26 protein-coding genes are annotated in these 23,220 nt (G+C 61.6%); 6 read left to right on the top strand and 20 right to left on the bottom strand.

The genetic code is table 11. From position 1 onward, the window contains the following. Positions 1-93 precede the first annotated feature (93 nt). On the bottom strand, positions 94-831 hold the full coding sequence (gene minC / locus AC07VU_RS17970) for a septum site-determining protein MinC (protein WP_009045065.1): 738 nt from the start codon (positions 829-831) through the stop codon (positions 94-96). Between the two features lie 121 nt (positions 832-952). Here minC and AC07VU_RS17975 point away from each other — a divergent pair, with 121 nt between their 5' ends. Together AC07VU_RS17975 and AC07VU_RS17980 are read left to right on the top strand one after the other, a co-directional pair. Continuing rightward, complete coding sequence (locus AC07VU_RS17975; RefSeq protein ID WP_457274601.1) at positions 953-1,885, top strand: lipid A biosynthesis lauroyl acyltransferase; 933 nt, start codon at positions 953-955, stop codon at positions 1,883-1,885. 231 nt (positions 1,886-2,116) lie between these two features. After that, positions 2,117-3,289 (top strand): patatin-like phospholipase family protein, encoded by a 1,173-nt coding sequence (locus AC07VU_RS17980; RefSeq protein WP_009045063.1) that lies wholly within the window; start codon positions 2,117-2,119, stop codon positions 3,287-3,289. An 88-nt stretch (positions 3,290-3,377) separates the two neighbouring features. Here AC07VU_RS17980 and AC07VU_RS17985 read toward each other — a convergent pair whose 3' ends face one another. The 10 genes from AC07VU_RS17985 to puuE form a co-directional block, all read right to left on the bottom strand. Beyond that, positions 3,378-4,232: a pirin family protein gene (locus AC07VU_RS17985; RefSeq protein WP_495030207.1), complete on the bottom strand. Its 855-nt coding sequence runs from the start codon at positions 4,230-4,232 to the stop codon at positions 3,378-3,380. Between the two features lie 142 nt (positions 4,233-4,374). Next, entirely contained in the window at positions 4,375-5,160 is a 786-nt protein-coding gene (locus AC07VU_RS17990; protein ID WP_092417423.1) for an outer membrane protein OmpK, read from the bottom strand. Then, entirely contained in the window at positions 5,157-5,543 is a 387-nt protein-coding gene (locus AC07VU_RS17995; protein ID WP_274299999.1) for a hypothetical protein, read from the bottom strand. Before AC07VU_RS17995 ends, AC07VU_RS17990 begins: the two co-directional genes overlap by 4 nt. A gap of 1 nt (position 5,544) precedes the next feature. Further along, entirely contained in the window at positions 5,545-6,330 is a 786-nt protein-coding gene (locus tag AC07VU_RS18000) for an outer membrane protein OmpK (protein ID WP_274304317.1), read from the bottom strand. 145 nt (positions 6,331-6,475) lie between these two features. Then, complete coding sequence (locus tag AC07VU_RS18005; RefSeq protein WP_495030208.1) at positions 6,476-7,834, bottom strand: nucleobase:cation symporter-2 family protein; 1,359 nt, start codon at positions 7,832-7,834, stop codon at positions 6,476-6,478. A 179-nt stretch (positions 7,835-8,013) separates the two neighbouring features. After that, on the bottom strand, positions 8,014-9,333 hold the full coding sequence (locus AC07VU_RS18010; protein WP_367602550.1) for a urate hydroxylase PuuD: 1,320 nt from the start codon (positions 9,331-9,333) through the stop codon (positions 8,014-8,016). A 51-nt stretch (positions 9,334-9,384) separates the two neighbouring features. Beyond that, positions 9,385-9,888, bottom strand: coding sequence for an ureidoglycolate lyase (locus tag AC07VU_RS18015; protein WP_495030209.1), 504 nt, complete (start codon positions 9,886-9,888; stop codon positions 9,385-9,387). A 150-nt stretch (positions 9,889-10,038) separates the two neighbouring features. Next, complete coding sequence (alc, locus tag AC07VU_RS18020) at positions 10,039-11,034, bottom strand: allantoicase (protein WP_007921784.1); 996 nt, start codon at positions 11,032-11,034, stop codon at positions 10,039-10,041. A 77-nt stretch (positions 11,035-11,111) separates the two neighbouring features. Further along, positions 11,112-11,627, bottom strand: a complete 516-nt coding sequence (gene uraD, locus AC07VU_RS18025; RefSeq protein ID WP_007921783.1) for a 2-oxo-4-hydroxy-4-carboxy-5-ureidoimidazoline decarboxylase — start codon at positions 11,625-11,627, stop codon at positions 11,112-11,114. Then, the gene (puuE, locus tag AC07VU_RS18030) at positions 11,624-12,550 is read right to left on the bottom strand and encodes an allantoinase PuuE (RefSeq protein WP_007921782.1); all 927 of its coding nucleotides are present in this window, start codon (positions 12,548-12,550) and stop codon (positions 11,624-11,626) included. Before puuE ends, uraD begins: the two co-directional genes overlap by 4 nt. Before the next feature lie 420 nt (positions 12,551-12,970). Between puuE and uraH the strand changes: the two genes are divergently transcribed. Further along, on the top strand, positions 12,971-13,324 hold the full coding sequence (uraH, locus tag AC07VU_RS18035) for a hydroxyisourate hydrolase (protein ID WP_023966464.1): 354 nt from the start codon (positions 12,971-12,973) through the stop codon (positions 13,322-13,324). A gap of 184 nt (positions 13,325-13,508) precedes the next feature. On the opposite strand, the gene AC07VU_RS18040 is transcribed toward uraH, so the two are convergent. The 3 genes from AC07VU_RS18040 to AC07VU_RS18050 form a co-directional block, all read right to left on the bottom strand. Then, a complete protein-coding gene (locus AC07VU_RS18040; protein ID WP_092417419.1) occupies positions 13,509-14,135 on the bottom strand; it encodes a LysE family translocator in 627 nt (208 codons plus the stop codon). 63 nt (positions 14,136-14,198) lie between these two features. Further along, positions 14,199-15,548 carry an NCS2 family permease gene (locus AC07VU_RS18045; RefSeq protein WP_495030210.1) on the bottom strand — a complete coding sequence of 450 codons (1,350 nt, stop codon included), beginning with the start codon at positions 15,546-15,548 and terminating at the stop codon, positions 14,199-14,201. Positions 15,549-15,876: 328 nt separating this feature from the next. Then, entirely contained in the window at positions 15,877-16,311 is a 435-nt protein-coding gene (locus AC07VU_RS18050; RefSeq protein WP_007932281.1) for a MarR family transcriptional regulator, read from the bottom strand. Positions 16,312-16,392: 81 nt separating this feature from the next. Between AC07VU_RS18050 and AC07VU_RS18055 the strand changes: the two genes are divergently transcribed. Beyond that, positions 16,393-17,559 carry an aminotransferase-like domain-containing protein gene (locus tag AC07VU_RS18055; RefSeq protein WP_274304315.1) on the top strand — a complete coding sequence of 389 codons (1,167 nt, stop codon included), beginning with the start codon at positions 16,393-16,395 and terminating at the stop codon, positions 17,557-17,559. Between the two features lie 12 nt (positions 17,560-17,571). Then, the gene (locus AC07VU_RS18060) at positions 17,572-18,174 is read left to right on the top strand and encodes a glutathione S-transferase family protein (RefSeq protein WP_007932276.1); all 603 of its coding nucleotides are present in this window, start codon (positions 17,572-17,574) and stop codon (positions 18,172-18,174) included. A gap of 107 nt (positions 18,175-18,281) precedes the next feature. Here AC07VU_RS18060 and AC07VU_RS18065 read toward each other — a convergent pair whose 3' ends face one another. From AC07VU_RS18065 to AC07VU_RS18085, 5 genes are all read right to left on the bottom strand, one after another. Continuing rightward, positions 18,282-18,653 (bottom strand): glutathione S-transferase N-terminal domain-containing protein, encoded by a 372-nt coding sequence (locus AC07VU_RS18065; RefSeq protein WP_009050204.1) that lies wholly within the window; start codon positions 18,651-18,653, stop codon positions 18,282-18,284. Between the two features lie 100 nt (positions 18,654-18,753). Then, entirely contained in the window at positions 18,754-19,299 is a 546-nt protein-coding gene (folE, locus tag AC07VU_RS18070) for a GTP cyclohydrolase I FolE (protein ID WP_003204506.1), read from the bottom strand. 77 nt (positions 19,300-19,376) lie between these two features. Next, a complete protein-coding gene (locus tag AC07VU_RS18075; protein ID WP_085531819.1) occupies positions 19,377-19,934 on the bottom strand; it encodes a Smr/MutS family protein in 558 nt (185 codons plus the stop codon). Positions 19,935-20,009: 75 nt separating this feature from the next. Next, entirely contained in the window at positions 20,010-20,330 is a 321-nt protein-coding gene (locus AC07VU_RS18080) for a hypothetical protein (protein WP_007932271.1), read from the bottom strand. 141 nt (positions 20,331-20,471) lie between these two features. Beyond that, the gene (locus tag AC07VU_RS18085) at positions 20,472-21,062 is read right to left on the bottom strand and encodes a cysteine hydrolase family protein (protein ID WP_053262217.1); all 591 of its coding nucleotides are present in this window, start codon (positions 21,060-21,062) and stop codon (positions 20,472-20,474) included. Positions 21,063-21,299: 237 nt separating this feature from the next. Here AC07VU_RS18085 and prmB point away from each other — a divergent pair, with 237 nt between their 5' ends. Beyond that, positions 21,300-22,208 (top strand): 50S ribosomal protein L3 N(5)-glutamine methyltransferase, encoded by a 909-nt coding sequence (gene prmB, locus AC07VU_RS18090; protein WP_087092396.1) that lies wholly within the window; start codon positions 21,300-21,302, stop codon positions 22,206-22,208. Positions 22,209-22,336: 128 nt separating this feature from the next. Here prmB and AC07VU_RS18095 read toward each other — a convergent pair whose 3' ends face one another. Continuing rightward, positions 22,337-23,125, bottom strand: coding sequence for a hypothetical protein (locus AC07VU_RS18095; protein ID WP_087092395.1), 789 nt, complete (start codon positions 23,123-23,125; stop codon positions 22,337-22,339). Between the last annotated feature and the right edge of the window lie 95 nt (positions 23,126-23,220).

A 23,220-nucleotide genomic window follows, 5' to 3' on the forward strand; every position in this document is an offset into this window, starting at 1 on the left:
GCCTTGGCTGGAGGTCGGTTAACACCTGCTCCTACTTCGTTTGAGCCGTATTCGCTACGTTTTAGAGATGCTTGGAAAATGCGGCAGTATCCGTTAAAGACGTGTGATGTTCAACACGTCACCCGACAGGCTGACCTGGACCCCGGCACCCCACAACGGATCGCGCCGCAGGTCCTCGGAAACCTTGTACTGGCCGGCGATGGACACCAGTTCAGCGCTCAATTGCTGACAGAAAATCCGTGCCTTGGTATCTCCCTTGACCCCGGCCAGCGCTCGACCGCGCATCGGGCCGTATACATGGATGTTGCCATCGGCCAGAAGTTCCGCACCCGGACTGACCGAGGAGGTCACGACCAGATCGCCACCCTGGGCATAGATCTGCTGCCCGCCGCGTACTGGCGAAGTGATGATTCGGGTGGGCTTGATGGTCGGCTCAGGCGGCTTTTCAGGCTTTTTCCGGGCTTCGTTTTCCTGCGGTTCCAGCGGTCGTTCCCGGGCGCCGGAAGGCGGCAGAACGGGCAGGTCGACGGCGATCGCCGCGGCGATGTCTTCGATGCGGCTGGCGCGGATCGCCAGGGTGCGCAGGCCATGGTGACGGCAGACGCGCATCAGGCCGGGCAGATCGACGGCGCCTTCGCTGGCCGGCAGCTTGTCCAGCGCCAGCACCAGCGGGGCGTTACTGAAGAAATTCGGGGCTTGCGCGACCTTCGCCGCCAGTTGGCGATCGAGGCCCTCGAGGTCGTTGCGGGCCAGTTCCAGCACGGTGATGGCCAGCATGCTGCCCTTCAACTGGAACACAGGATCCAGGTCTTGCGATTCGGTTTGGCTCATGGTCGGCATAAAGCGGCTTGTCACTAAAAGTGCCGAGACTTATAACGAGAACGCCCGCGGGCCGCAAGCCGGGTCGAACCGATGTAGAATGCGCGACCTTGTTGTCTGTCCGGAATCTGTAATGGATCGCCCGCGTTTTCGAGCTGCATTTCTTTATCCCCGTTTTTGGCCGCTGTGGCTGGGCCTGGGCCTGCTATGGCTGGTGGTCCAGCTGCCTTATCCGTTGCTGCTGTGGATCGGTCGTGCCCTGGGCGCGCTGATGTACCGGGTGGCCGGTGAGCGCCGGCGGATCGCCAAGCGCAACCTGGAACTGTGTTTCCCCGAAAAGTCCGCCGCCGAGCGCAAGCGCCTGCTCAAGGAAAACTTCGCCTCCACCGGCATCGCCTTTTTCGAAATGGCCATGAGCTGGTGGTGGTCCAAGCCGCGCCTGGCGCGCCTGGCCCATGTCGAAGGCCTGGAGCATCTCAAGCAGGCGCAGTTGGAAGGCAAGGGCGTGATCCTCATGGCCCTGCACTTCACCACCCTGGAAATCGGCGCGGCGTTGCTGGGCCAGCAGCACACCATCGATGGCATGTACCGCGAGCACAAGAACCCACTGTTCGATTTCATCCAGCGTCGTGGCCGCGAGCGGCACAATCTGGATTCCCTGGCGGTGGAGCGTGAAGACGTGCGCGGCATGCTCAAGCTGCTGCGCGCCGGGCGGGCCATCTGGTACGCACCGGACCAGGATTACGGTGCCAAGCAAAGCGTGTTCGTGCCGCTGTTCGGCATCCAGGCGGCGACGGTCACCGCCACCAGCAAGTTCGCCCGGCTGGGCAAGGCCCTGGTGGTGCCTTTCACTCAGCAGCGGCTGGCCGATGGCAGTGGTTATCGGCTGGTGATTCACCCGCCGTTGCAGGATTTCCCGGGTGAGACCGAAGAGGCCGATTGCCTGCGCATCAACCAGTGGATCGAAGGTGTGCTGCGCGAGTGGCCGGAGCAGTATCTGTGGGCGCACCGGCGCTTCAAGAGCCGTCCGCCAGGCGAGCCGAAGCTGTATAAGAAGCGCGGTTGAATTTATCGCGTTAGGCTCTAGGACGAAAAGTCGGCGAGCGAAGGTTAGGCAAGGCAAAAACAGGCGAGGAAGCGGAGTTTAGGGGCCTAAATGAGCATTCCGATCGGACTCGCGCACGAGCCTGTTTTTAACGCAGCATGGCCTGCGTAGCGCCGAAGGCGCCCAGCGCGTAGCCACTTTTCGTACAGAGCCTAGATTGAAAGCCCTTTATCAGCGCCATGGAGTGTAGCGATGAGCCCAGCGGAACCGGTCACAGGATTGATTCTTTCCGGCGGCGGGGCTCGTGCGGCATATCAGGTGGGGGTGCTGGCGGCGATTGCCGAATTGCTGCCGGCGGGGGCGAGCAATCCCTTCCCGGTGATAGTCGGGACCTCGGCCGGGGCGATCAATGCGGTCAGCCTGGCCAGCGGCGCGCTGGATTTCACCGCGGCCATCGAGCGTCTCACGGCGTTCTGGCAGGGCTTTCGCAGCCATCAGGTGATTCGCAGCGACTGGCCCGGGGTGATCCGCCAGGCCACCCGGTTCGTTGGCCACAGCCTGCTCGGCCTGGGCGCGCAAGTGCCGGTGGCGTTGCTCAACAGCTCGCCGCTGCGGCAGTTGTTGAACGATAAATTGCAGCTGTCCGGTATTCGTCATGCCATTGCGCAAAAGCATCTGCAGGCGGTGGCGGTCACGGCCTTCGGTTATGAATCGGGCCAGGCGGTGACCTTCTACCAGGGCGGCGGCACCATCGAGGCCTGGTTGCGCCATCGGCGTATCGGCCTGCCCACCGAACTCACGGTCGAACACTTGCTGGCCAGCTCGGCGATTCCACTGCTGTTCGCGCCGGTGAAAATCGACCAGGAGTTTTTCGGCGACGGCGCAGTGCGGCAATCGGCGCCCATCAGTCCGGCCTTGCACCTGGGGGCCAGCCGAGTGCTGGTGGTCGGGGTCAGCGGCAACCCCCGTGGCATCGATCCGCAGGCGCCCCAGCAACGCAGCTACACCGGGCAGCAGCCGACGCTGGCGCAGATCGGTGGCCACATGCTCAACAGTACGTTCATTGATAGCCTGGAGAGCGACATCGAGCTCTTGCAGCGACTCAACCAGTTCAGTCATCTGCTGCCTTCGGGCACGCCCGTCCGTACCCTGGGCGTGGCGCCGGTGGAGGTGCTGGTGATCGCCCCCAGCCAGCCGATCGACGAGATCGCCGCGCGTCACCGGCATGAGCTGCCGGCGGCATTGCGCCTGTTCCTGCGCGGGCCGGGGGCGACCAAGACCAGCGGTGCCGGGGTCTTGAGTTACCTGCTGTTCGAGGCGGGGTATTGCAGCGAATTGATCGAGCTGGGGCGCAGCGATGCCTTGGCCAAGCGCGACGAGCTGCGGCGGTTCCTGGGGTTGGCGGCAGAGGTCGCGACGGCCTGAAAGAACATCGCGAGCAGGCTCGCCTACAGGGAACTCATTATCTCTGTAGGAGCGAGCTTGCTCGCGATAGCGTTTCTAAGGGCAATGCTCAGGCCGTCAGCTTGTCATCGCGAAAATCCCGCAATGCCTGCTCGATCTCTTCCCGGGTGTTCATCACGAATGGTCCGTACTGCACGATCGGCTCGCCCAGCGGCTTGCCGGCAATCAACAGCACACGGGCGCCGTCGGCACTGCTCAACTGAATCTCGCCCTGGTCGGACAGGCGCACCAGCTTGCTGCTGGCGACCGGTTGCGGATGCCCGGGCAGGTCGATCTGACCTTCATAGACATACAGCAGGGCCCGATGCCCTGCAGGCAGCCGCGGGCTGATGCTGGCGCCCGCAGGCAGGCGCAGGTCGAAGTAGTGGGGCTCGGTGTCCGGCCGTTCGACGGCGCCGGTCTGCTGCGCCTGGCCGTCATCGAAGCGGCCGGCGATCACCACCACTCCCACGCCATTGGCGGTGGTCAGGCGGGGGATGTCCTGGGGTTGAATGTCCCGGTAGCCGGCCTTGTCCAGCTTGTGCTTGCCCGGCAGGTTCAGCCAGAGCTGGAAGCCGCGCATCACGCCTTCTTCCTGTTCCGGCATCTCGCTGTGGATGATGCCCTTGGCGGCGGTCATCCATTGCACGCCACCGCCTTCCAGCAGGCCGACGTTGCCCAGGTGATCCTCGTGGCGCATGCGGCCTTCGAGCATGTAGGTGACGGTTTCGAAGCCGCGATGGGGATGGGGCGGGAAGCCTGCGATGTAGTCGTCGGGGTTTTCCGAGCCGAATTCATCGAGCATCAGGAACGGGTCGAAGCGCTCGACACCCTGGCCACCGAAGACCCGGGTCAGTCTGACGCCGGCGCCGTCCGAAGCGGGCTGGCCGGTATGGACGCTGAGTACTGTGCGAAATTGAGTCATCGATGCAACTCCTGATCAGGTTGGGATGAGCGACATGCTATGCCAGCTCAACTGATCGATGGTTGCGAATATCGGCGCGTTGCTATCGATTTATTCGATGTAATCCGTTCCCGCGACCCGCACGGGAACGGCGCTCACTGCATCAGAAGTGGTACTTGAGCAGCAGGCTGGCGGTGTTCTGATCGGTGTCGAAGTAGGGGGTGTCCTTGACCCCGTACTTGTTCTTCCAGTAGTCGTATTCGATACCGACATACAACTGTTTGTCGCCCAGTTTCAGCGCCTTGCCCAGGTCGTACTTGATCTGCGGGTTGATGTGCAGGTTGGCGTGGTACTCGCCTTTGGCATTCTTGTCGTTGTCCACCACCCAGTCGATGAAACCGTCGATGAGGATGTCAGAACTGCCCACGGGAATGGTGTAGGACCAGACCGGAGTGATCTGCCAGACATTGTCGCCGGCACGGCTGCCTTCGGTCTGGCGGTTGTAGAAGTTCAACTGGAAGTAATCGAACCCGGGGATCGCCAGGTCGAAACCCGGACCGATCAGGTAGGACTCGTTATCGCCTTCGCCGAACTCGTAAGTCATGGCCAGCAATACATCCTTGATCGGACCGAACTCCAACTTCTGATCAAAGATCTTGCCGAATGAAAGACGCGGGCTGAACTCGCCGTAATAAGTGTTCGGGCCGACGTTGCCGTCCTTTTTGCCGTTGTAGAAGATCTTGTCGATAAACAGGAAGTTGTCGCCGTACTTCCAGGCATCGGCATGTTCGAAAGTCACGGTTTGCTGGATCTGCGGGTTGATCGTGAAGTCTTTGCCGTAGAGGTAGGTCAGGCTGTTGTTCTGCCATTGCAGCAGTTCGCCTGCGGTGGCCTGGGCCCCTGCCAGCAAGGATCCTGCAAGCATCAGGCCTTTACAGATGCGGTTCATTCGGTTGCTCCCAAAAAGTAAGTGGTTCCACGTTTTTCTTTAAAAGCCGGTGCTCTGGTGTGGCACCTTTTAGTGGCTGAAAAATCATCCGATCGGTCAGCTTTGTTGCTGATAGCAAGAGCTGAGCCAAGGCGAAAAAAAAGCGCAAAAACTCCCGCGCGGCTGTACGAATACAGTCGATCGAGAGTGAATTCGGTTTTAACTCGGTACGCCTTGGTACTTTCCGGAGGCCGGGATAAGTTGGCTTTCCGGTCAGGTTTTAAATCCGGGCTTTTTTTTTCACCGGATTCAGGCGGCCGCGGAGAATACTGACTCCCACGGCCTTGCTCAAGTGCTCTGCAATAGCGCACTTGAAACAACTTTGGGGCACGTTTGCCGGTCATTCTAGAAATGCACCTTCACCAGCAGGCTGGCGGTGTTCTGATTGGTGTCCAGGTTGGCGCTGTTCTGAATGCCGTATTTGTCTTTCCAGTAGCTGTATTCGAGGCCGACATACAGCTGCTTTTCGCCCAGGCGCAGGGCCTTGCCCAGGTCGTATTTGATCTGCGGGTTGATATGCAGGTTGGCGTGGTAGGTACCGCGGTCGTTCCGGTCGTTGTCCACCACCCAGTCCAGGTAGCCGTCGATCAACAGGTTCGAACGGCCCAGCGGGATGCTGTAGGACCAGGAGGGAGTGATCTGCCAGACACCGTCGCCGGGGCGCGGGCCTTCGGTCTGGCGGCGATAGAAGTTCAGGGTGAAATAGTTGAAGCCCGCAACGGCCAGGTCGAAACCGGGGCCGATCAAATAGGCCTCGCTGTCGCCTTCGCCATATTCGTAGGTCATGGCCAGCAATACATCCTTGACCGGGCCGAAGGCCAATGAGCGGTCGAGGATCTTGCCGAACGACAGCCTGGGGCTGAACTCGCCGTAAAAGGCGTGGGGACCTTTGTTACGATCTTCCTCGCCGTTGTAGAAAATCTTGTCGACGAACAGGAAGGTGTCGCCGTATTTCCAACGGTCGGCGTGTTCGAAGGTCACCGTCTGCTGGATCGACGGGTTGATCGCGAAGTTCTTGCCATACAGGTACGTCAGGCTGTTGGTCTGCCACAGCAGCAGGTCGCCGGCCATGACCTGGGTCGTGGCCAGCAGTGCGCCGCCGAGCAGCAGGCGTGCGTGTGCATGTCTCATCGTGTTGCTCCCTGTTTGTTTTTATTGTCAAGGCGCAGGCAGCCGCCGACTGCGACCGGGCGCGGTGCCGGGTCTGCCTGTCGTGCGTGTATTTCGGGTATCGACGGTCAAGCAGGGGCGGCTGTCGGGCCGCCCCGTCCAGGCTTCAATGCTGGTGGGCGTGTCGGGCGTTGCTGGCGGCCCGTTCGGTGCCGCCCAGGATGTTGAACAGCAGGTTCAGGGCCAGCGCACTGAGGGTGGCCATGGCGATTCCGCTGTGGGTGATCGGGCTCATCCACAGGGGCAGGTGGGCGAAGAACTCCGGACGGACCACCGGAATCAGGCCCATGCCGATGCTTACCGCCACCAGCAGTTGATTGCGCCGGTCGGCGATATCGGTTTCCTGGAGGATCTTGATCCCGGTCGCCGCCACCATGCCGAACATGGCGATAGCCGCGCCGCCCAGTACCGCCGGGGGAATCGAGGCCACCAGGAAAGCCGCCTTGGGCAGCAGGCTCAGAACGATCAGCAGGCCGCCGGCGACTATGGTCACCGAGCGGCAACGCACGCCGGTCATCTGCACCAGGCCGATGTTCTGGGCGAACGAAGAGTGGGTGAAGGTGTTGAGGAAACCGGCGAAAAACGAGGCGCCGGCATCACACAGCAGGCCACGACGCAGCATGCGCGGGGTGACTTCCTGGCCGGTGATTTTCCCCAGGGCGAGGAACATTCCGGTGGACTCGACGAAGATGATCACCACCACCAGGCACATCGAAAGGATCGGCGCCAGATGGAACTGCGGCATGCCGAAATGCAGCGGAGTGACCACCTGCACCCAGGGTGCCTGGGCCATGCCGCTAAGGTCGACCATGCCGATCAGGCCGCAGAGCGCGTAGCCCAGGCCCATGCCGATCAGCACGGAAATGTTCACCCAGAAACCGCGCATGAACCGATGCACCAGCAGGATTGTGCCCAGCACCAGCGCGGCGATGGCCAGGTAGATGGGGGAACCGAATTCGGCATTGTGGCTGCCGCCGCCCGCCCAGTTCACCGCGACCGGGAACAGCGACAGGCCGATGGAGGTGATGACGGTGCCGGTGACCAGGGGAGGAAAGAAGCGCACCACCTTGGACATGAAGGGCGCGATGAGCATGCCGAAGAAACCGGCGGCGATGGTCGCGCCAAAGATCCCCTGCAGGCCGATGCCCGGCATGCCGGCCATGGCGACCATGCTGCCCACCGCGGCGAAGCTGGCGCCCATCATCACCGGCATGCGGATGCCCATGGGGCCGATGCCGAGGGATTGCACGAGGGTGGCGATGCCGGCGACCAGCAGGTCGGCATTGATCAGGAAGGCGATTTCTTCACGACTCAGACCCGCGGCCTGTCCGATGATCAGCGGCACCGCGATGGCGCCTCCGTACATCAGCAGAACATGCTGCAACCCGACCAGGATCAGTTGCAAAAGGGGCAGTCGCGCAATGGCGGGTGCGTCGGGGATGCGCGGTTCGGTTAACGCGGACATGCAACACCTCGGATCTTCTTATTCTTGTGATTAGAAAGCTGTGTGGTTGCGAACAGCTTTTTTGCAGCAGGCCAACCGCGTGGCGGTCGATCGCGAGCAAGCTTCGCTCCTACAGAAGCAACACACATGCTGTAGGCGCGAGGCTTGCCCGCGATAGCGGTCGTCAAGGCACCGCGGTACTAGTTGGTGCGCGCCCCCTGGTTGATCCAGGCGCCGATCAGGTCACGTTCCTGCTGGGTCATCTGGGTGATATTGCCCAGCGGCATGATCTGGCTGGCGACTGCCTGGGCCTGGATGCGTGGGGCCTGGAGCTTGATCTGCTCGGGGGTGTCGAACATCACGCCGGCCGGCGCGGCACTGAACAGCGGGCTGGTGGGCTTGGCCGAGTGGCAGACGGTGCAACGTTCCTGGATCACGTTATGCACCTTGTCGAAGGTCGGGCCCTGGGTTGCCGTGGACGCTTGCGTCGGCGCAACTTCGGGAGCTGCCGGAGCTGCCGGAGCCGCGGCGGTTTCAGGCTTGGCGCCGCCGCCGATGGCGGTTTCCGGCAGTGGCTGGTACTCGATCTTCGCTGGGGCCTTGGCCACTTCCGGGCTGTTGGCCATTTGCGCGGGGCCGGTGACGTAGGCCAGGCAGATCATGCCCAGGGCGGCGACCGGCAGGGTCCAGGCGAACTTGTGGCTGTCGTGGCGGGTGTTGAAGTAGTGACGTACCAGCACCGCCAGCACCGCGATCCCGGCCAGGATCAACCAGTTGTACTGGCTGCCGTAGGTGCTTGGAAAGTGGTTGCTGATCATGATGAACAGCACGGGCAGGGTGAAGTAGTTGTTGTGGCGCGAACGCAGCAGGCCCTTGGCCGGCAGGGTCGGGTCCGGCGTGCGGTTTTCCGCGATGGCGGCCACCAGCGCGCGCTGGGCCGGCATGATGATGCGGAACACATTGCCGACCATGATGGTGCCGATGATGGCGCCGACGTGCAGGTAGGCGCCGCGACCGCTGAACACCTTGCTGAAGCCATAGGCCGCGGCGATCAACAGCACGAACAGGATGAAGCCGAGCAGGGCGGGTTTCTTGCCCAGGGGCGAGTCGCAGAGGAAGTCGTAGACGAACCAGCCGGCGATCAGCGAACCGATGCCGATGGCCACGCCTTCAGGGCCGGTCAGGCCGCTGCCGGGCGCTACCAGGTAGAGCATCGGGTTGTAGTAGAACACCAGGCACAGCAGGGCGATCCCCGACATCCAGGTGAAGTAGGCTTCCCATTTGAACCAGTGCAGGTTTTCCGGCATGGACGGTGGGGCCAGTTTGTATTTTTCCAGGTGATAGATGCCGCCACCGTGGATTGCCCAGAGGTCGCCCGACAGGCCGTCCTTGGGATTGACGCGATTGAGGTTGTTTTCCAGCCAGACGAAGTAGAACGACGCGCCGATCCAGGCCACGCCAGTGATCATGTGAACCCAACGCACGCTCAGGTTGAGCCATTCCAACAGATGTGCTTCCACAGTCTTTACCTCTCGCCTGTCACCCTTGTTTTCGGGTGATCAGACCTTCTCTTATTGGTGGGGGGCGAGGATCAAACACTCATCCTCTTCAAAGAAATGCTCATCGCAGTTGTTGCCTGTGCCACTGCGATCAACCACCAGGAAGTCATCCCGCTTTTCGATCGTCAGCACCGGGTGGTGCCAGACGCCGCGATGGTAATTAATGCCCTGCCTGCCATTGCTGACGAAGGCGCGGACCAAGCCCGATACAGGTGCATCGCCAAGTGGCGCGACCACGATCAGAAAGGGGTTGCCGAGCAGCGGAATGAAAGCCTGGCTGCCCAGCGGATGGCGCTCCAGCATGCAGACGGTCAAGGGCATGTCCAGCGCGTCGGCGCGGAAGATGCTGATGATCGCCTTGTCGTCCGGCGTGGCGGTTTCCACGGTAGCCAGACGATGGAAGCGCATGGTCGAACCGTTGTTGATCATGAAGTGATCGCTGCCGTCGGTTTCGATCACGTCACCGAAGGGGGCGAAGGCTTCTTTGCTCAGCGGTTCGATCATCAATGTGCGCATGCTGTTCTTCTTAATCTGTGAATTCGTTGTTGTCGTCTTGTGCTGTCCTGTAGGAGCGAGCTTGCTCGCGATGCGGTTGTCCGGTGTTCATCTATCGCCCGGTCTGACGCCATCGCGAGCAAGCTCGCTCCTACACCTACAGGCTCGGCATTACCGAGCGACCTTGCCCAGGATCCGCAGGCGGCTGACACCACCGTCCGGGAACACGTTCAGGCGGATATGGGTGATCGGGCCCAGGGCCTTGATCTGCTCGGCGAAGGTGTGTTCGGCGTGCATTTCCAGCTTCTGGCTCGGCAGCAGTTCACGCCAGAACAGCGACTGGGTTTCGATCTGGCTGTCGGTACCGCCCTTGACGAAGGCGCCCTGGATCGAGCAGCTGTCCGGGTAGTTGCCCTTGAAGTGCAGGGTGTCGACGATGATTTTCTCGATCTCGCCCGGATGGCCCAGGGCGACGATCACCCAGTCATTGCCTGGCGTGCGGCGGCGTGCGGTTTCCCAGCCATCGCCCATGTTGATGCCGCGGCCCGGGTTGAGGATGTTGCTCATGCGGCCGAAGTGTTCGTCGGAGCAGGCCAGGGCGCGGCCGCCGTTGAGGGCGGCTGCCAGGTCGATCTGCTCGTTGTCGCCGACCGCCGACCAGTCGCGGTACGGAATGCCATACACGCGCAGGCGGGCCACGCCGCCATCCGGGTAGATGTTGAAGCGCAGGTGGCTGAACGCCTGATCGTTGCTGATCTCGTGGTAGTGGTGGCTGTTGCCTTGCAGCTCGACGGCCGACAGCACTTCCACCCACTGGGTGTTTTCATTCGGTTCGCCTTCGGCCAGGAAGCAGGCTTCCAGGGAGGCCGATGGCGGGAAGTTGCCGGTGAAGAATGAGGTGTCGATGTCCACGCCTTTGATCTGGCCAGGCACGCCCAGGCGGATCACCGCGCTGTCGTAGCCTTCGAAGCGCTTGCGGCGCGACTCCCAGCCGTCCATCCACTTGCCGTTGTCATCGAAAACGCCCTCCTTCCATACGGCCGGGGTCGGCTGGAACAGACGGTTGGCGTCAGCGAACCAGTCATCGGTCACCGAAATGATCTTGGTGCCCAGGCGGGCGTCGGCCAGGTTGACGAACTTCTCGAAAGGTACGGCGTAAGCTTTCATTCTTCTTGTCTGCCTTTATAGAGTGGCTTGGGATGCTTGCAGGGCCCTGGGTACGTTTCGTACTCGGGCCAGGCTTGCTAGAGAGTCAGTAATCGGAACAGGGCGATCTTGTTGATCTCCGCCAGCGCGCACCGGAATTCGGTGTCCACCGAGTTGTGGATGCGGGCTTCGAACGCCGCGAGGATCTGATGCCGGTTGCTGCCTTTTACCGCCATGATGAAGGGAAACTTGAACTTGGCCTTGTAGGCGTCGTTCAGCTCGGTGAAGCGCTGGAACTCTTCGGCCGTGCATTGGTGAATACCCGCGCCAGACTGTTCTTCAGTGCTGGCCGCGGTCAGTTGCCCCTGGACGGCAGCTTTGCCGGCCAGGTCCGGGTGAGCGTTGATCAGGGCCAGCTGGCTCTGGTGGTCGGCGCTCAACAGGATGTCGCTCATGCGCTGGTGCAGGGTGTCGATCCGGTCGATCGAGGCATCCTGGCCCAGGTCGAAGGCCTTTTCGGCGACCCATGGCGAATGTTCATAGATATCGGCGAAGGCGTTGACGAAGGCGTCGCGGCTCAGGGTCGAGGGTTTCAGGGTTTGGAAGGTGCTCATTTCGCCGCCCCCGGGAACGGATGGGTTTGCTGCCAGTGGCGGGCGATGTCCACGCGGCGGGTGAACCAGACCTGATCGTGACCTTTGACGTACTCGATAAAACGCTTCAGGGCGGCCAGGCGCGCCGGGCGGCCGATCAGGCGGCAGTGCAGGCCGATGGACAGCATCTTCGGCGCCTCGGCGCCTTCGGCGTACAGCACGTCGAAGGCATCCTTGAGGTACTGGTAGAAGTCGTCGCCCTTGTTGAAGCCCTGGACCTGGGTGAAACGCATGTCGTTGGTGTCCAGGGTGTAGGGGATCACCAGGTGCGCCTTGCCGGTCGGGTTGTTGGCTTCCCAGTAGGGCAGGTCGTCGTCGTAGGTGTCGCAGTCGTAGAGGAAACCGCCTTCCTCCATCACCAGGCGCCGGGTGTTCGGGCCGGTGCGGCCGGTATACCAGCCCAGCGGGCGCTCACCGGTGATTTCGGTGAGGATGCGGATCGCCTCGAGCATATGCTCGCGTTCCTGGGCTTCGTCCATGTACTGATAGTCGATCCAGCGGTAGCCGTGGCTGCAGATCTCGTGGCCGGCTTCGACCATGGCGCGGATCACGTCCGGATGGCGCTGGGCGGCCATGGCGACGGCGAAGATGGTCAGCGGAATGTCGAATTCCTTGAACAGCTTGAGGATCCGCCAGACGCCGGCTCGGCTGCCATACTCGTACAGCGATTCCATGCTCATGTTGCGTTCGCCCTGCAGGGGCTGGGCGGCGACCATTTCCGAAAGGAAGGCTTCCGACTCCTTGTCGCCGTGCAGGATATTGCGCTCGCCGCCTTCTTCGTAATTGAGCACGAACGACAGGGCGATGCGGGCATTGCCCGGCCAGTGAGGGTGAGGAGGGTTGGAGCCGTAACCGATCAGGTCGCGTGGGTAGTCAGCGCTCACTGCAGTCTTCCTTCTTATCGTGATAACGGTGGCGTGGCGGGGCCTGGGGAGAAGGACAGGCTGGCGTCACAGCGATGGACTGATTGTATACAACTTTTCATTCGGTTTGTAAGCCCGATTTTTTGCATTTTTCATCGATTGTGTTCGTGCCTGGGTATTGCAAGAAACCTGCCTGGTTGGTCAGCTAATGGATGAAAAGTCTTCTGTCCTCATGGTGTAGCCGCTGATCAAGGGAATACGGGGGCTTGCTCTAAGTACCCGGAAATGGGTGATTTTTATTGTGTACAATTTTTTTGAAAAGTGTCTTAATAAATTCCTCGCCGCATCCTTTCGTGCTCCGAAACGGTGCGGTCTCCTTATCAACTGACTTCAGGAGGCGCGAGGTCTGGACGTGTGAGCGCGCACAGACACGCAGAATCAATGGGACGTTTGACTACACACGTGTTGGATGCCGCGCATGGCTGCCCAGGCAGCGCCATCAAGGTCGAGTTGTACCGGGTCGAAGGTACGCAGCTGGAACTGGTCGCCAGTGCCCTGACCAACAGCGATGGCCGTTGCGATGCGCCGCTGCTGCAAGGCGATGACTACCGCACCGGGGTTTACCAACTGCAATTCCATGCCGGTGATTACTACCGTGCCCGTGGCGTACAACTGCCCGAACCTGCGTTTCTCGATGTGGTGGTGCTGCGCTTTGGCATCTCGGCCGAGCAGGAGCATTACCACGTACCGCTGCTGATCTCGCCCTACAGCTATTCGACCTACAGAGGAAGCTAGGACTTTCCCCCCACGAAGCCTGCGCAAATAGCTTCTTTGGTCTTTCGCCCGCTCACACTGCGGGCTTTTTTTCGTTCCCAGAAAGGTGGTGCTTGTGAGGACGCTATCGCGGGCAAGTCGGATCGCCGCCCGCTCGCTCCTACAGGATTGGCTTCTGTAGGAGCGAGGCTTGCCCGCGATGCTTTCAGCGGCTCAACAGCGACGCGGCACCGGCGCCGCTGAACAGCCCGGCGCTGACCCGGTTGAACCAGCTCTGGCCCTTGCCGCTGCGCAGGTAGCGCGCCGCACCGTGGGCACCCAGGCCGTAAGCCAGCTTGCACAGCAGGTCGAGTACGGTCCAGGTGGCGATCATGATCAGCAGCTGGGGCAGGAAGGGCTGCTCGGTGCTGAGAAACTGTGGAAGAAACGCGGCGAAGAACAGAATGTCTTTCGGGTTGCTGGCACCCAGCACAAAAGCGCGCCCGAACAGTGCGCGAAAGCGTGGTTTCGGTGCGGCCTCGGGCACTTCGGCGCCATGAGACGGCTGCCGCGATTGCTGCCAGCTTTGCCAGGCGAGATAGAACAGGTACAGCGCGCCGACGATTTTCAGGGCGCTGAACAGCTGTTCCGAGGCCAGCAGCAGGGCGCCCAGGCCCAGGGCCGAGGCGCTCAGCAGGCAGATCGAGGCAAACACGCCGCCGAGAAACGCCGGGTAGGACCGGCGCAAACCGTAATTCAGGCTGTTGCTGATCATCAGCAGGGACAGTGGGCCCGGAATCAGGATCACCACCAGTGCCGCGCCGCTGAACAGCAGCCAGGTTTCCACGCTCATTGCCTTTCTCCTTATGCGCAAAAGCCTCACCCGACGGGGTGAGGCCGTTTGAAACCGATGTACCTACAAGAAAATGAACTTGACGATAAAGATCGCGCACAGCACCCACAGGCTGATGGAGATTTCCTTGTACTTGCCCGTCCCGGCCTTCAAGGCCACGTAGGTGATGAAGCCCAGGGCGATACCGTCGGCAACCGAGAAGGTCAGCGGCATCATGATGGCGGTCACGATCGCCGGGATGCTGTCGGTGGCCTCTTCCCAATCGATATGGGCCATGCCGCCCATCATCAGCATCGCCACATAAATCAGCGCGCCGGCGGTGGCATAAGCGGGGATCATGCCAGCCAGCGGTGCGAAAAACATGGCTGCGATAAATAGCACACCTACGGTCACTGCGGTAAGACCAGTCCGACCACCTGCGGCGACACCCGCGGCACTTTCCACGTAACTGGTGACGGGCGGAACGCCGACCACCGCGCCAAATACGCTGGAGGCGCTGTCCGCCTTCAGGGCGCGGGAGAGGTTCTCGATCTTGCCATCGGGGTTGACCAGGCCGGCGCGCTGGGCCACGCCCATCAGGGTGCCGGCGGTATCGAACATGTGCACGAAGAGGAAGGCCAGCACCACGCTGATCATGCTGACGTTGAACACCCCGGCGACGTCCATGGCCATCCAGGTCGGTGCCAGGCTCGGTGGGGCCGACATGATGCCCTCGTAGTGCACCAGGCCCAGGCCCCAGCCGGCCAGGGTCACGGTGATGATGCTGATGAGGATCGCGCCGAACACCCGGTGATAGCTGAGCACGGCAATCATCAGGAAGCAGACCGCCGCCAGCAGCGGGCCGGGTTCGCGCAGGGAGCCGAGCTTGATCAGGGTGGCCGGGCTATCGACCACGATGCCCGCGGTCTTCAAACCGATCAGTCCCAGGAACAAACCCACGCCGGCGCCCATGGCAAAACGCAGGCTGGCCGGAATGCTGTTGAGCAGCCATTCGCGGATCCGCGAGAAGGTCAGGAACATAAACAGCACGCCGGAAACGAACACCGCACCGAGGGCGGTTTCCCAGTTGTAACCCATGGTTCCGACCACGGTGTAGGTGAAAAAGGCGTTCAGCCCCATGCCGGGCGCCAGGCCTACCGGCCAGTTGGCGTACAGCCCCATCAACAGGCAACCCAGGGCCGCGGCGATGCAGGTGGCGACGAAGGCCGCGCCGTGGTCGATGCCGGCGTCGGCCATGATGTTGGGGTTGACGAAGATGATGTAGGCCATGGTGATGAAGGTCGTCAGACCGGCGATCAACTCGGTCTTCACCGTGGTGCCATGCAACCTGAGTTTGAAGATGCGCTCCAGCCAGCCACTGTTCAGCGGCGGCGAGAGTTCCAGCGTAGGGGCTTCGGATTTGCGGCTTTCCACAGCGAGTACTCCTCAAGAGTTTTATTATTTTTTCCAGAGCCGGGCACGTGAGGGTGGGCAGCGGCTCTTTGAGGCATGTAAGGCTTGCGGGCTTTTATTGACCTTTAGGTCAGGAACTCGCACGTGGCGAATTATGCTTTTGTATACAAAGAAAGCAAATAATGTTTTATGGGTTGTGTGCGAAAAGTCCGCCAGAAAGGCTATATGCCCTGTAGCCGCTGGCGCAGCCTGCAATCGAGCGCGCAGCGGTCGTAATGGGGCTGACGCGGTCCTGTAGAAGTATCGGGTATGCAGGTTGACGACCGTTGCGTGCTCGCGGGCTGGGGTGTCAGCGGTTTTCGCCCAGAGCCTTGTTCACCGCCAGCCAGCCATCCACTGCCGCCTCGCCGGCCTCGGCGAATACCCGTTGCAGCAGCTTGACCTGCTCGCGCCGCAGCGATTGCTCAAAGCGCGCGCCGTCTTCCGTCAGCTCCAGCAGGCGTTTGCGCTTGTCACTCTGCGAGGCAACGCTGTTGACTAGGTGCATCTCCATCAATTGGCGCAGCGGGATATTCAGCGCCTGCTTGCTCACGCCCAGTGCCGTGAGCAGTTCTTTCACGCTCAGCCCCGGATAGCGGGCGATGAAAAACACGATGCGCTGGTGCACGCGACTCAGGCCGCGACGCTCGAGCATTTCGTCGGCCTTGGCGGTGAACGCCTGGTAACCAAAGAAGAAGGCTTCCATGGCGGCTTGTTGGGTGGTCTGGTTTTTAAGGTCAAGCATATTGACGTATCTGCTAAGGTCGGCGTAATTTCGGTCAAGCAGTTTGACGTATTTTCCTCCGCCTTTGCTACGGGTGACCTCATGGCCTTCTCCGAACGTGTTTCGCGTCTTAAAAGCTCACTGATCCGTGAAATCCTTGCCGCCGCGCAGCGTCCGGAAGTGATGTCGTTCGCCGGAGGCCTGCCCGCCGAGGCGATGCTGCCGAAGGTCGATTGGCAGGCGATGCCGGTGTCCATGGGCCAATACGGCATGAGTGAAGGCGAGCCACAGCTGCGTGAGGCCCTGGCGGCACAGGCCCGGGCGCTGGGCGTGCCGTGCGAGGCCAGCCAGGTGCTGGTGGTCAGCGGCTCCCAGCAGACCCTCGATCTGGCGGCCAAGCTGTACATCGACAAGGGCACCGAGATCATGCTGGAAGCGCCGACTTATCTCGCGGCACTGCAGATCTTCCAGCTGTTCGGCGCCGATTGCCTGACCGTGCCGCTTCAGGCCGATGGGCCGGATCTGGCGCAATTGCGCGCCTGCCTGGAGCAGCATCGTCCCGCGTTCATCTACCTGATCCCGACCTTCCAGAATCCTTCGGCGGTGCGCTACAGCGAGGCCAAGCGCGATGCCGTGGCGGCGCTGCTCGACGAGTTCGGAGTGACCCTGATCGAAGACGAGCCTTACCGCGAACTGACGTTCGATGGCGGCAACGCCACGCCTATTGTCGGGCGCCTGCGCAAGGCCAGCTGGATCTACACCGGCACGGTGTCGAAGACCCTGTTGCCAGGGTTGCGGGTCGGTTACCTGATCGCCAGCCCGGACCTGTTTCCCCATCTGCTGCGGTTGAAGCAATCGGCGGACCTGCACACCAACCGCGTCGGCCAATGGCAGGCGCTGCAATGGATAGGTACCGAGCAGTACCAGCGGCACCTGGGCGAATTGCGCGATTTCTACCGGGTGCGCCGCGATGGTTTTCAGGCCGCCCTGCAACGTCATTTTGGCGATCTGGCCGATTGGCAGGTGCCCCAGGGCGGGCTGTTTTTCTGGTTGACCTTGAAACAGCCGCTGGACACCCGCACTTTGCTGAAAGCGGCGCTGGAGCAGGACGTGGCATTCATGCCGGGCGAACCCTTCTTCTCCGAGCCGGACCGCAATCCAGGTCACCTGCGGTTGAATTTCAGTCATATCGATCCGGCGCGTCTGGACGAAGGTCTCAAGCGGCTGGCCACCGTGGTACGTCAAGCACAGGTTGCACAGGCAGCCTAAGGGGAGAGGGCCATGTACAAGGTTTATGGGGATTACCGGTCCGGCAACTGCTACAAGGTCAAGCTGATGCTCAATCTGCTCGGTCAGCCTTACGAGTGGCACGCCGTGGACATCTTGAACGGGGACACGCAGACCGAGGCGTTTCTGGCAAAGAACCCCAACGGCAAGATCCCGGTGCTGGAGCTGGAAGACGGCACCTGCCTGTGGGAGTCGAATGCGATTCTCAACTTTCTCGCCGACGGCAGCGAATTCCTGCCGAGCGAGCCGCGTTTACGCACGCAGGTGCTGCAATGGCAGTTTTTCGAGCAATACAGCCATGAGCCGTACATCGCCGTGGCACGTTTCATCCAGCTCTATCTGGGGCTGCCGCAAGAACGCCAGCACGAATACGAGAAGCTGCAAAAACGCGGTTACAAGGCCCTGGATGTGATGGAACATCAGTTGGCGCGAACGCCGTATCTGGTGGGCGAGCAGTATTCGATTGCCGATATCGCGCTCTATGCCTACACCCATGTCGCCCATGAAGGTGGCTTCGACCTGGCGCGCTACCCGGGCATCCAGGCGTGGATGCAGCGGGTGGAAAGCCATCCGCGGCATATCGGGATGCTCGACTGAGCTGGTGCGGGAAACAAAAAACCGACCCTTGGGTCGGTTTTTTTATGGTCTGGATCTTGTGGGGGCTGTTCTGGTGCGATGACGTCCTTCAGAACGCCACCAACCATTCAAGCTGTTGCAAAGCGCTTGTCCAGATAATCGATGATCACCTTGGACTCGTACATCCAGGTGGTCTGGCCGTTTTCTTCGATACGCAGGCACGGCACCTTGATCTTGCCGCCTTGCTCCAGCAGGGTCTGGCGATCCTGTTCGTTGTTTTTCGCGTCACGCAGGGCCACCGGAACGTTCAGGCGGTGCAGGGTGCGGCGGGTTTTCACGCAGAACGGGCAGGCGTGGAACTGGTACAGGGTCAGGCCCTTGGCGGCCTGTTCGACCTGGGCTTGAGCGGCGGCGGGGCGCTGCTGCTTGCGTGGGCGGGTGATGAAGTCGATGAAGATGATGAGCTGGCCCAGGCCGACTCGAAGCGCTTTGACGATCACGATATTGCCTCTTGCCCATGAAAGAAGGGGCGGCAGCTTACCTGATTTTTGCCAGGCGAAAAAAAACCGGCGATGAACGCCGGTTCTTTCGGGCAGCCGTTTACTTGATCAGGCTGAGAAACTCGCTGCGGGTTGCCGCGTTTTCGCGGAACTCGCCCAGCATCACCGAAGTGATCATCGACGAGTTCTGCTTCTCCACACCGCGCATCATCATGCACATGTGCTTGGCCTCGATCACCACCGCGACGCCCAGGGCGCCGGTCACTTGCTGGACCGCGTCGGCGATCTGGCGGCTGAGGTTTTCCTGGATCTGCAGGCGGCGCGCGTACATGTCGACGATACGCGCGACTTTCGACAGGCCCAGCACCTTGCCACTCGGAATGTAGGCGACGTGAGCCTTGCCGATGAACGGCAGCAGATGGTGCTCGCACAGCGAGTAGAGCTCGATGTCCTTGACCAGCACCATCTCGCTGTTATCGGAGCTGAACAAGGCACCGTTGGTGACTTCTTCCAGCGTTTGCTCATAACCGCGGCAGAGGTACTGCATGGCTTTGGCGGCACGTTTTGGCGTGTCGAGCAGGCCCTCGCGGGAGACGTCTTCGCCCAATTGGCCGAGGATCGCCGTGTAATTCTGTTCCAGGGACATGAAACTACCTGTGGGATTTTACGCAAAGAGCAAGGGTACGGTGGCGGACCGGGCGCTGCAAGCGCGACGAAGCGGCTTTACTCGTCGCGGCCTTCCATCATGGTGCGTTTGAGCATCACGTAGACCGCCCCGGCACCGCCATGTTTGGCCTGGCACGAGGTGAAGCCGAGTACCTGGGGATGCTGGCGCAGCCAGGTGTTGACGTGGCTCTTGATCATCGGCCGCTTGCCGTCCAGGCGCACGGCTTTGCCGTGGGTGACGCGCACGCAGCGGATTTCGAATTTGGTGGCTTCGGCGAGGAATGCCCAGAGGGTTTCCCGGGCCTTTTCCACGTTCATGCCGTGCAGGTCGAGGCTGCCCTCGAAAGGAATCTGGCCGACCTTGAGCTTGCGCATCTGGCTTTCCTGAACCCCGTCGCGAGCCCACATCAGATCGTCTTCCGGGCCGACGTCGATCACGAACTGATCGGACAGCCCGTCGACGGTCGTGGTTTCGGTGCGCACGCTGGCAGCCTGGCGCAGCTTGGCGATCTGCGCCCGGTCAGCCTTGGGTTTGCCGGTTTCGGCGCGATCGTGCTTGATCGGCTTGACGCCTTGGATCGCGCTTTTGAACAGGGAAAAGTCGTCGTCTTGCATGTCAGCCTCCGCGAAGACCGAGCAGTTTACCCAACTCGACGGGAGAGGGGCGGGACAAAACGTGTTGCCGTCGATTCAGTCATGCTTCTTCATCAGGTGGGGAGCCATGTTCAGGGTCTGCGGCTGGCGCATGCGCCGCCGGCAGCGACGCCACAGCCAGACTCCGACATACAGCAGTAACAGACCGACCGCTAGAATCACCGCGGAACCCGCCGGACTTGCATTCAATTCGCCCAGCGCCGGAGGGCGCCCCAACAGGCTGGCGGCCCCGGCCATCGCCAGCAGCACACCGAAGGTCGCCAGCAACGCGGAGAATCCCGCGCCCAGGCGCAAACGCCAGTTCCGCGGGCCTTTGGGCCGCAGACGACGTGCGTCAAAACCATCGGATATCTTCATTCCGACCTTCCTCAATGGGTATCGGCCCTTCGACCGAAAGATGACCGGGTGGTTCCTGAGGCTAAGGCAATTACGGCAAATGAGAGGCTTTTACGGATGAGCGGCCTTGCCCCTGAAGGCGCGCCGCTCATTGCAGGTCGATCAGATCAGATCTTTGGTGGCGGCGAGGGTGGCGAAGTTGTCCGCCATGATGGCCATTTCGGTCTGCTGCACGTGCTCGGCGCTGAGGATGCCGCCCTTGTAGGGCAGGTCGCGGGTGGCGCAGGCGTCTTCCACCAGGGTGCAGCGAAAGCCCAGGTTCTTCGCCGCGCGCACGGTGGTGCTGACACTGGAATGGCTCATGAAACCGCAGACGATCAGGTCCAGGGAGCCCAGGTCCTGCAGGCGCTTTTCCAGTTCGGTGCCATGGAAGGCGCTCGGCAGCAGCTTGCCGATGATGGTCTCGTCGCCCTGGGGTTCGAGGCCGGGGATGAACTCACCGCGCTCGCCCTGGGGGTCGAACAGGCCGCCGACGGTGCCGAGGTGGCGCACATGCACAACCGGGCGGCCGGCGGAGCGGGCGGCAGCGACCAGTTGCTTGATGTTGGCGACCGCGGCGTCCATGCCGGACAGGGCCAGCGGACCGCTGAGGTACTCTTTCTGGGCGTCGATGATCACAAGGGTCGCGTGGCTCAAATTAGCCGCTGCATAACCACGACCGCTGAGTTGAAACATCGTCTTTGGAACGGACATTCTGGGGCTCCTGTGAGTGGGGCTTTTGCGACATTGTCCTCTGGCGGAGCGCTTCTGTGAATCGCTACTAACGTAAGGTGCGTGGTTGCTGGCCTACAGCCGTGTCAAGGGCTATGCAGAATCGGGCCGAATGTGGAGAAAACCGCCTGAACGCCCCGCAGACTCAGATTTTTCATGCGTCGTCCTCAGACGTTTTGGCTGTTAGAATCGCCAGTCGTTTTTTCAGGAGTCTGTCCCGTGATCACTTCCCGCCTGCGCACCCTGCGCGACCACATCCGTTGGGCTGTCAGCCGCTTTCATGGGGAGGATCTGTTTTTCGGCCATGGGACCGACAACGCCTGGGACGAAGCCCGCCAATTGGTACTGGGTGCCTTGCACCTGCCGTGGGAAATCGCCGACAGCTATCTGGACTGCGCCCTGGAAGACGACGAACTGGTCAACCTGCAGCGTCTGCTCAAGCGGCGCATCGAAGAGCGCGTACCGACCGCCTACCTGCTGGGCGAGGCCTGGTTCTGCGGCCTGTCGTTCATTGTCGATGAGCGGGTGCTGATCCCGCGTTCGCCGATCGGCGAGCTGATCGAAAAACGTTTCGAGCCCTGGCTGGGCGCCGAGCCCGCGCGTATTCTCGACCTGTGCACCGGTTCCGGCTGCATCGGCATTGCCTGCGCCTACGAGTTCCGCAAGGCCGAAGTGGTGCTGGCCGACCTGTCGTTCGAAGCCCTCGAGGTGGCGAACCAGAACATCGAGCGCCATGGTGTCGATGAGCGGGTGTTCACGGTACAGGGCGATGGTTTTGACGGCTTGCCGGGCCAGCGCTTCGACCTGATCGTGTCGAACCCGCCGTATGTGGATGCCGAGGACTTCGCCGACATGCCCGAGGAATACCAGCACGAACCGGAGCTGGGCCTGGCCTGTGGCGACGATGGCTTGAACCTGGTGCGGCGCATGCTGGCCGAGGCGGCGGATCATCTGACCGAGAAGGGCCTGTTGATCGTCGAGGTCGGCAACAGCCAGGTCCATGTCGAAGCGCTGTACCCGGAAGTCGATTTCGCCTGGCTGGACTTCGAACGCGGCGGTCATGGCGTGTTCATGCTCACCGCCGAGCAGTGCCGACAGCACCAGGCACTGTTCAGCTCCCGGGTCTGATCGGCGTTTCAGTAGGAGCGAGCGGGCGGCGATCCGACTTGCCCGCGATCCAGGCACCGGGGTGTGCCTGGACGGACGCTATCGCGAGCAAGCTTCGCTCCTACAGTTGCCCGCGAGGCGGCCAGGGGTCAGCGGTGGGTCGCGATCCAGATCAGCAACCCGGCCTGGAACACCGCAAACGCCACCAGGCAGGTGATGGTAAAGCGCAGCCCGGTGTCTTCGCGCTTGTACTTGGCGACCTTTTCTTCGTGCTTGCGCAGCTTCACTTCCTGTTCTTCGAGGTTCTGCTCGGCCTGCTGCAGCATTTGCGCGGCTTCGAGGATCTCGACGAATTGCAGCTTTTCGGTGTTCCAGTTGGGCAGCAGTTCACCGACCTGCACATGCTTGACGCTGCCCTTGAGGTGCTGGGCATCGGCGTAAACCACATCGAAACCCTGGACCCGCAGGAAATGATCGCGCCGCAGGCGCGTGGCCTCGTTCAGCGCATCCTTGTTCGCCAGTTCGAAACCGTCCACGCGGTAGTGCGGCCATTTCTTCTGGGCCCAGCTTGCCCCCTGCGCCAGCAGAAAGCGGCCGATGCCGCGGTTCGCCGGTTCGATCTGCAGGTTTTCCGGCTCGAAGCGCACCCGACGAGTCGCGTGGTCGACCCAGACATCCAGGTGATTCTGTTCCTTGCGCACCCGTTGGCCCGGCAGTTGGAGGGTCATGCGCAACAGGCTGTGTTCCTTGTTGCTGCGCTCGGCATAACCGAACTCGATAAAGCGCAGGGGCCGTCCGCCCGTGGCGCGATCGGTTTGCAGCGGGGCCAGGCGAAGCATCCGGTGATGCTCGGCATGGACGTCCGCCCACGGCAACGCCACGGCTTCGGGAGCGGGGTTTTCAACCTCGGTTTCGGGAGGGTTCTGGGTATCGGTCATAACGGCGAGATCCTGTCCAAGCGCTACTTGCCGACGGCAAGTGAACGGCCGGCAAAGGCTTATCGGCCGTTTTTTTCAGGACTGGAGGGGAAAAC

Source organism: Pseudomonas sp. GW821-FHT02B10 (assembly GCF_059421865.1).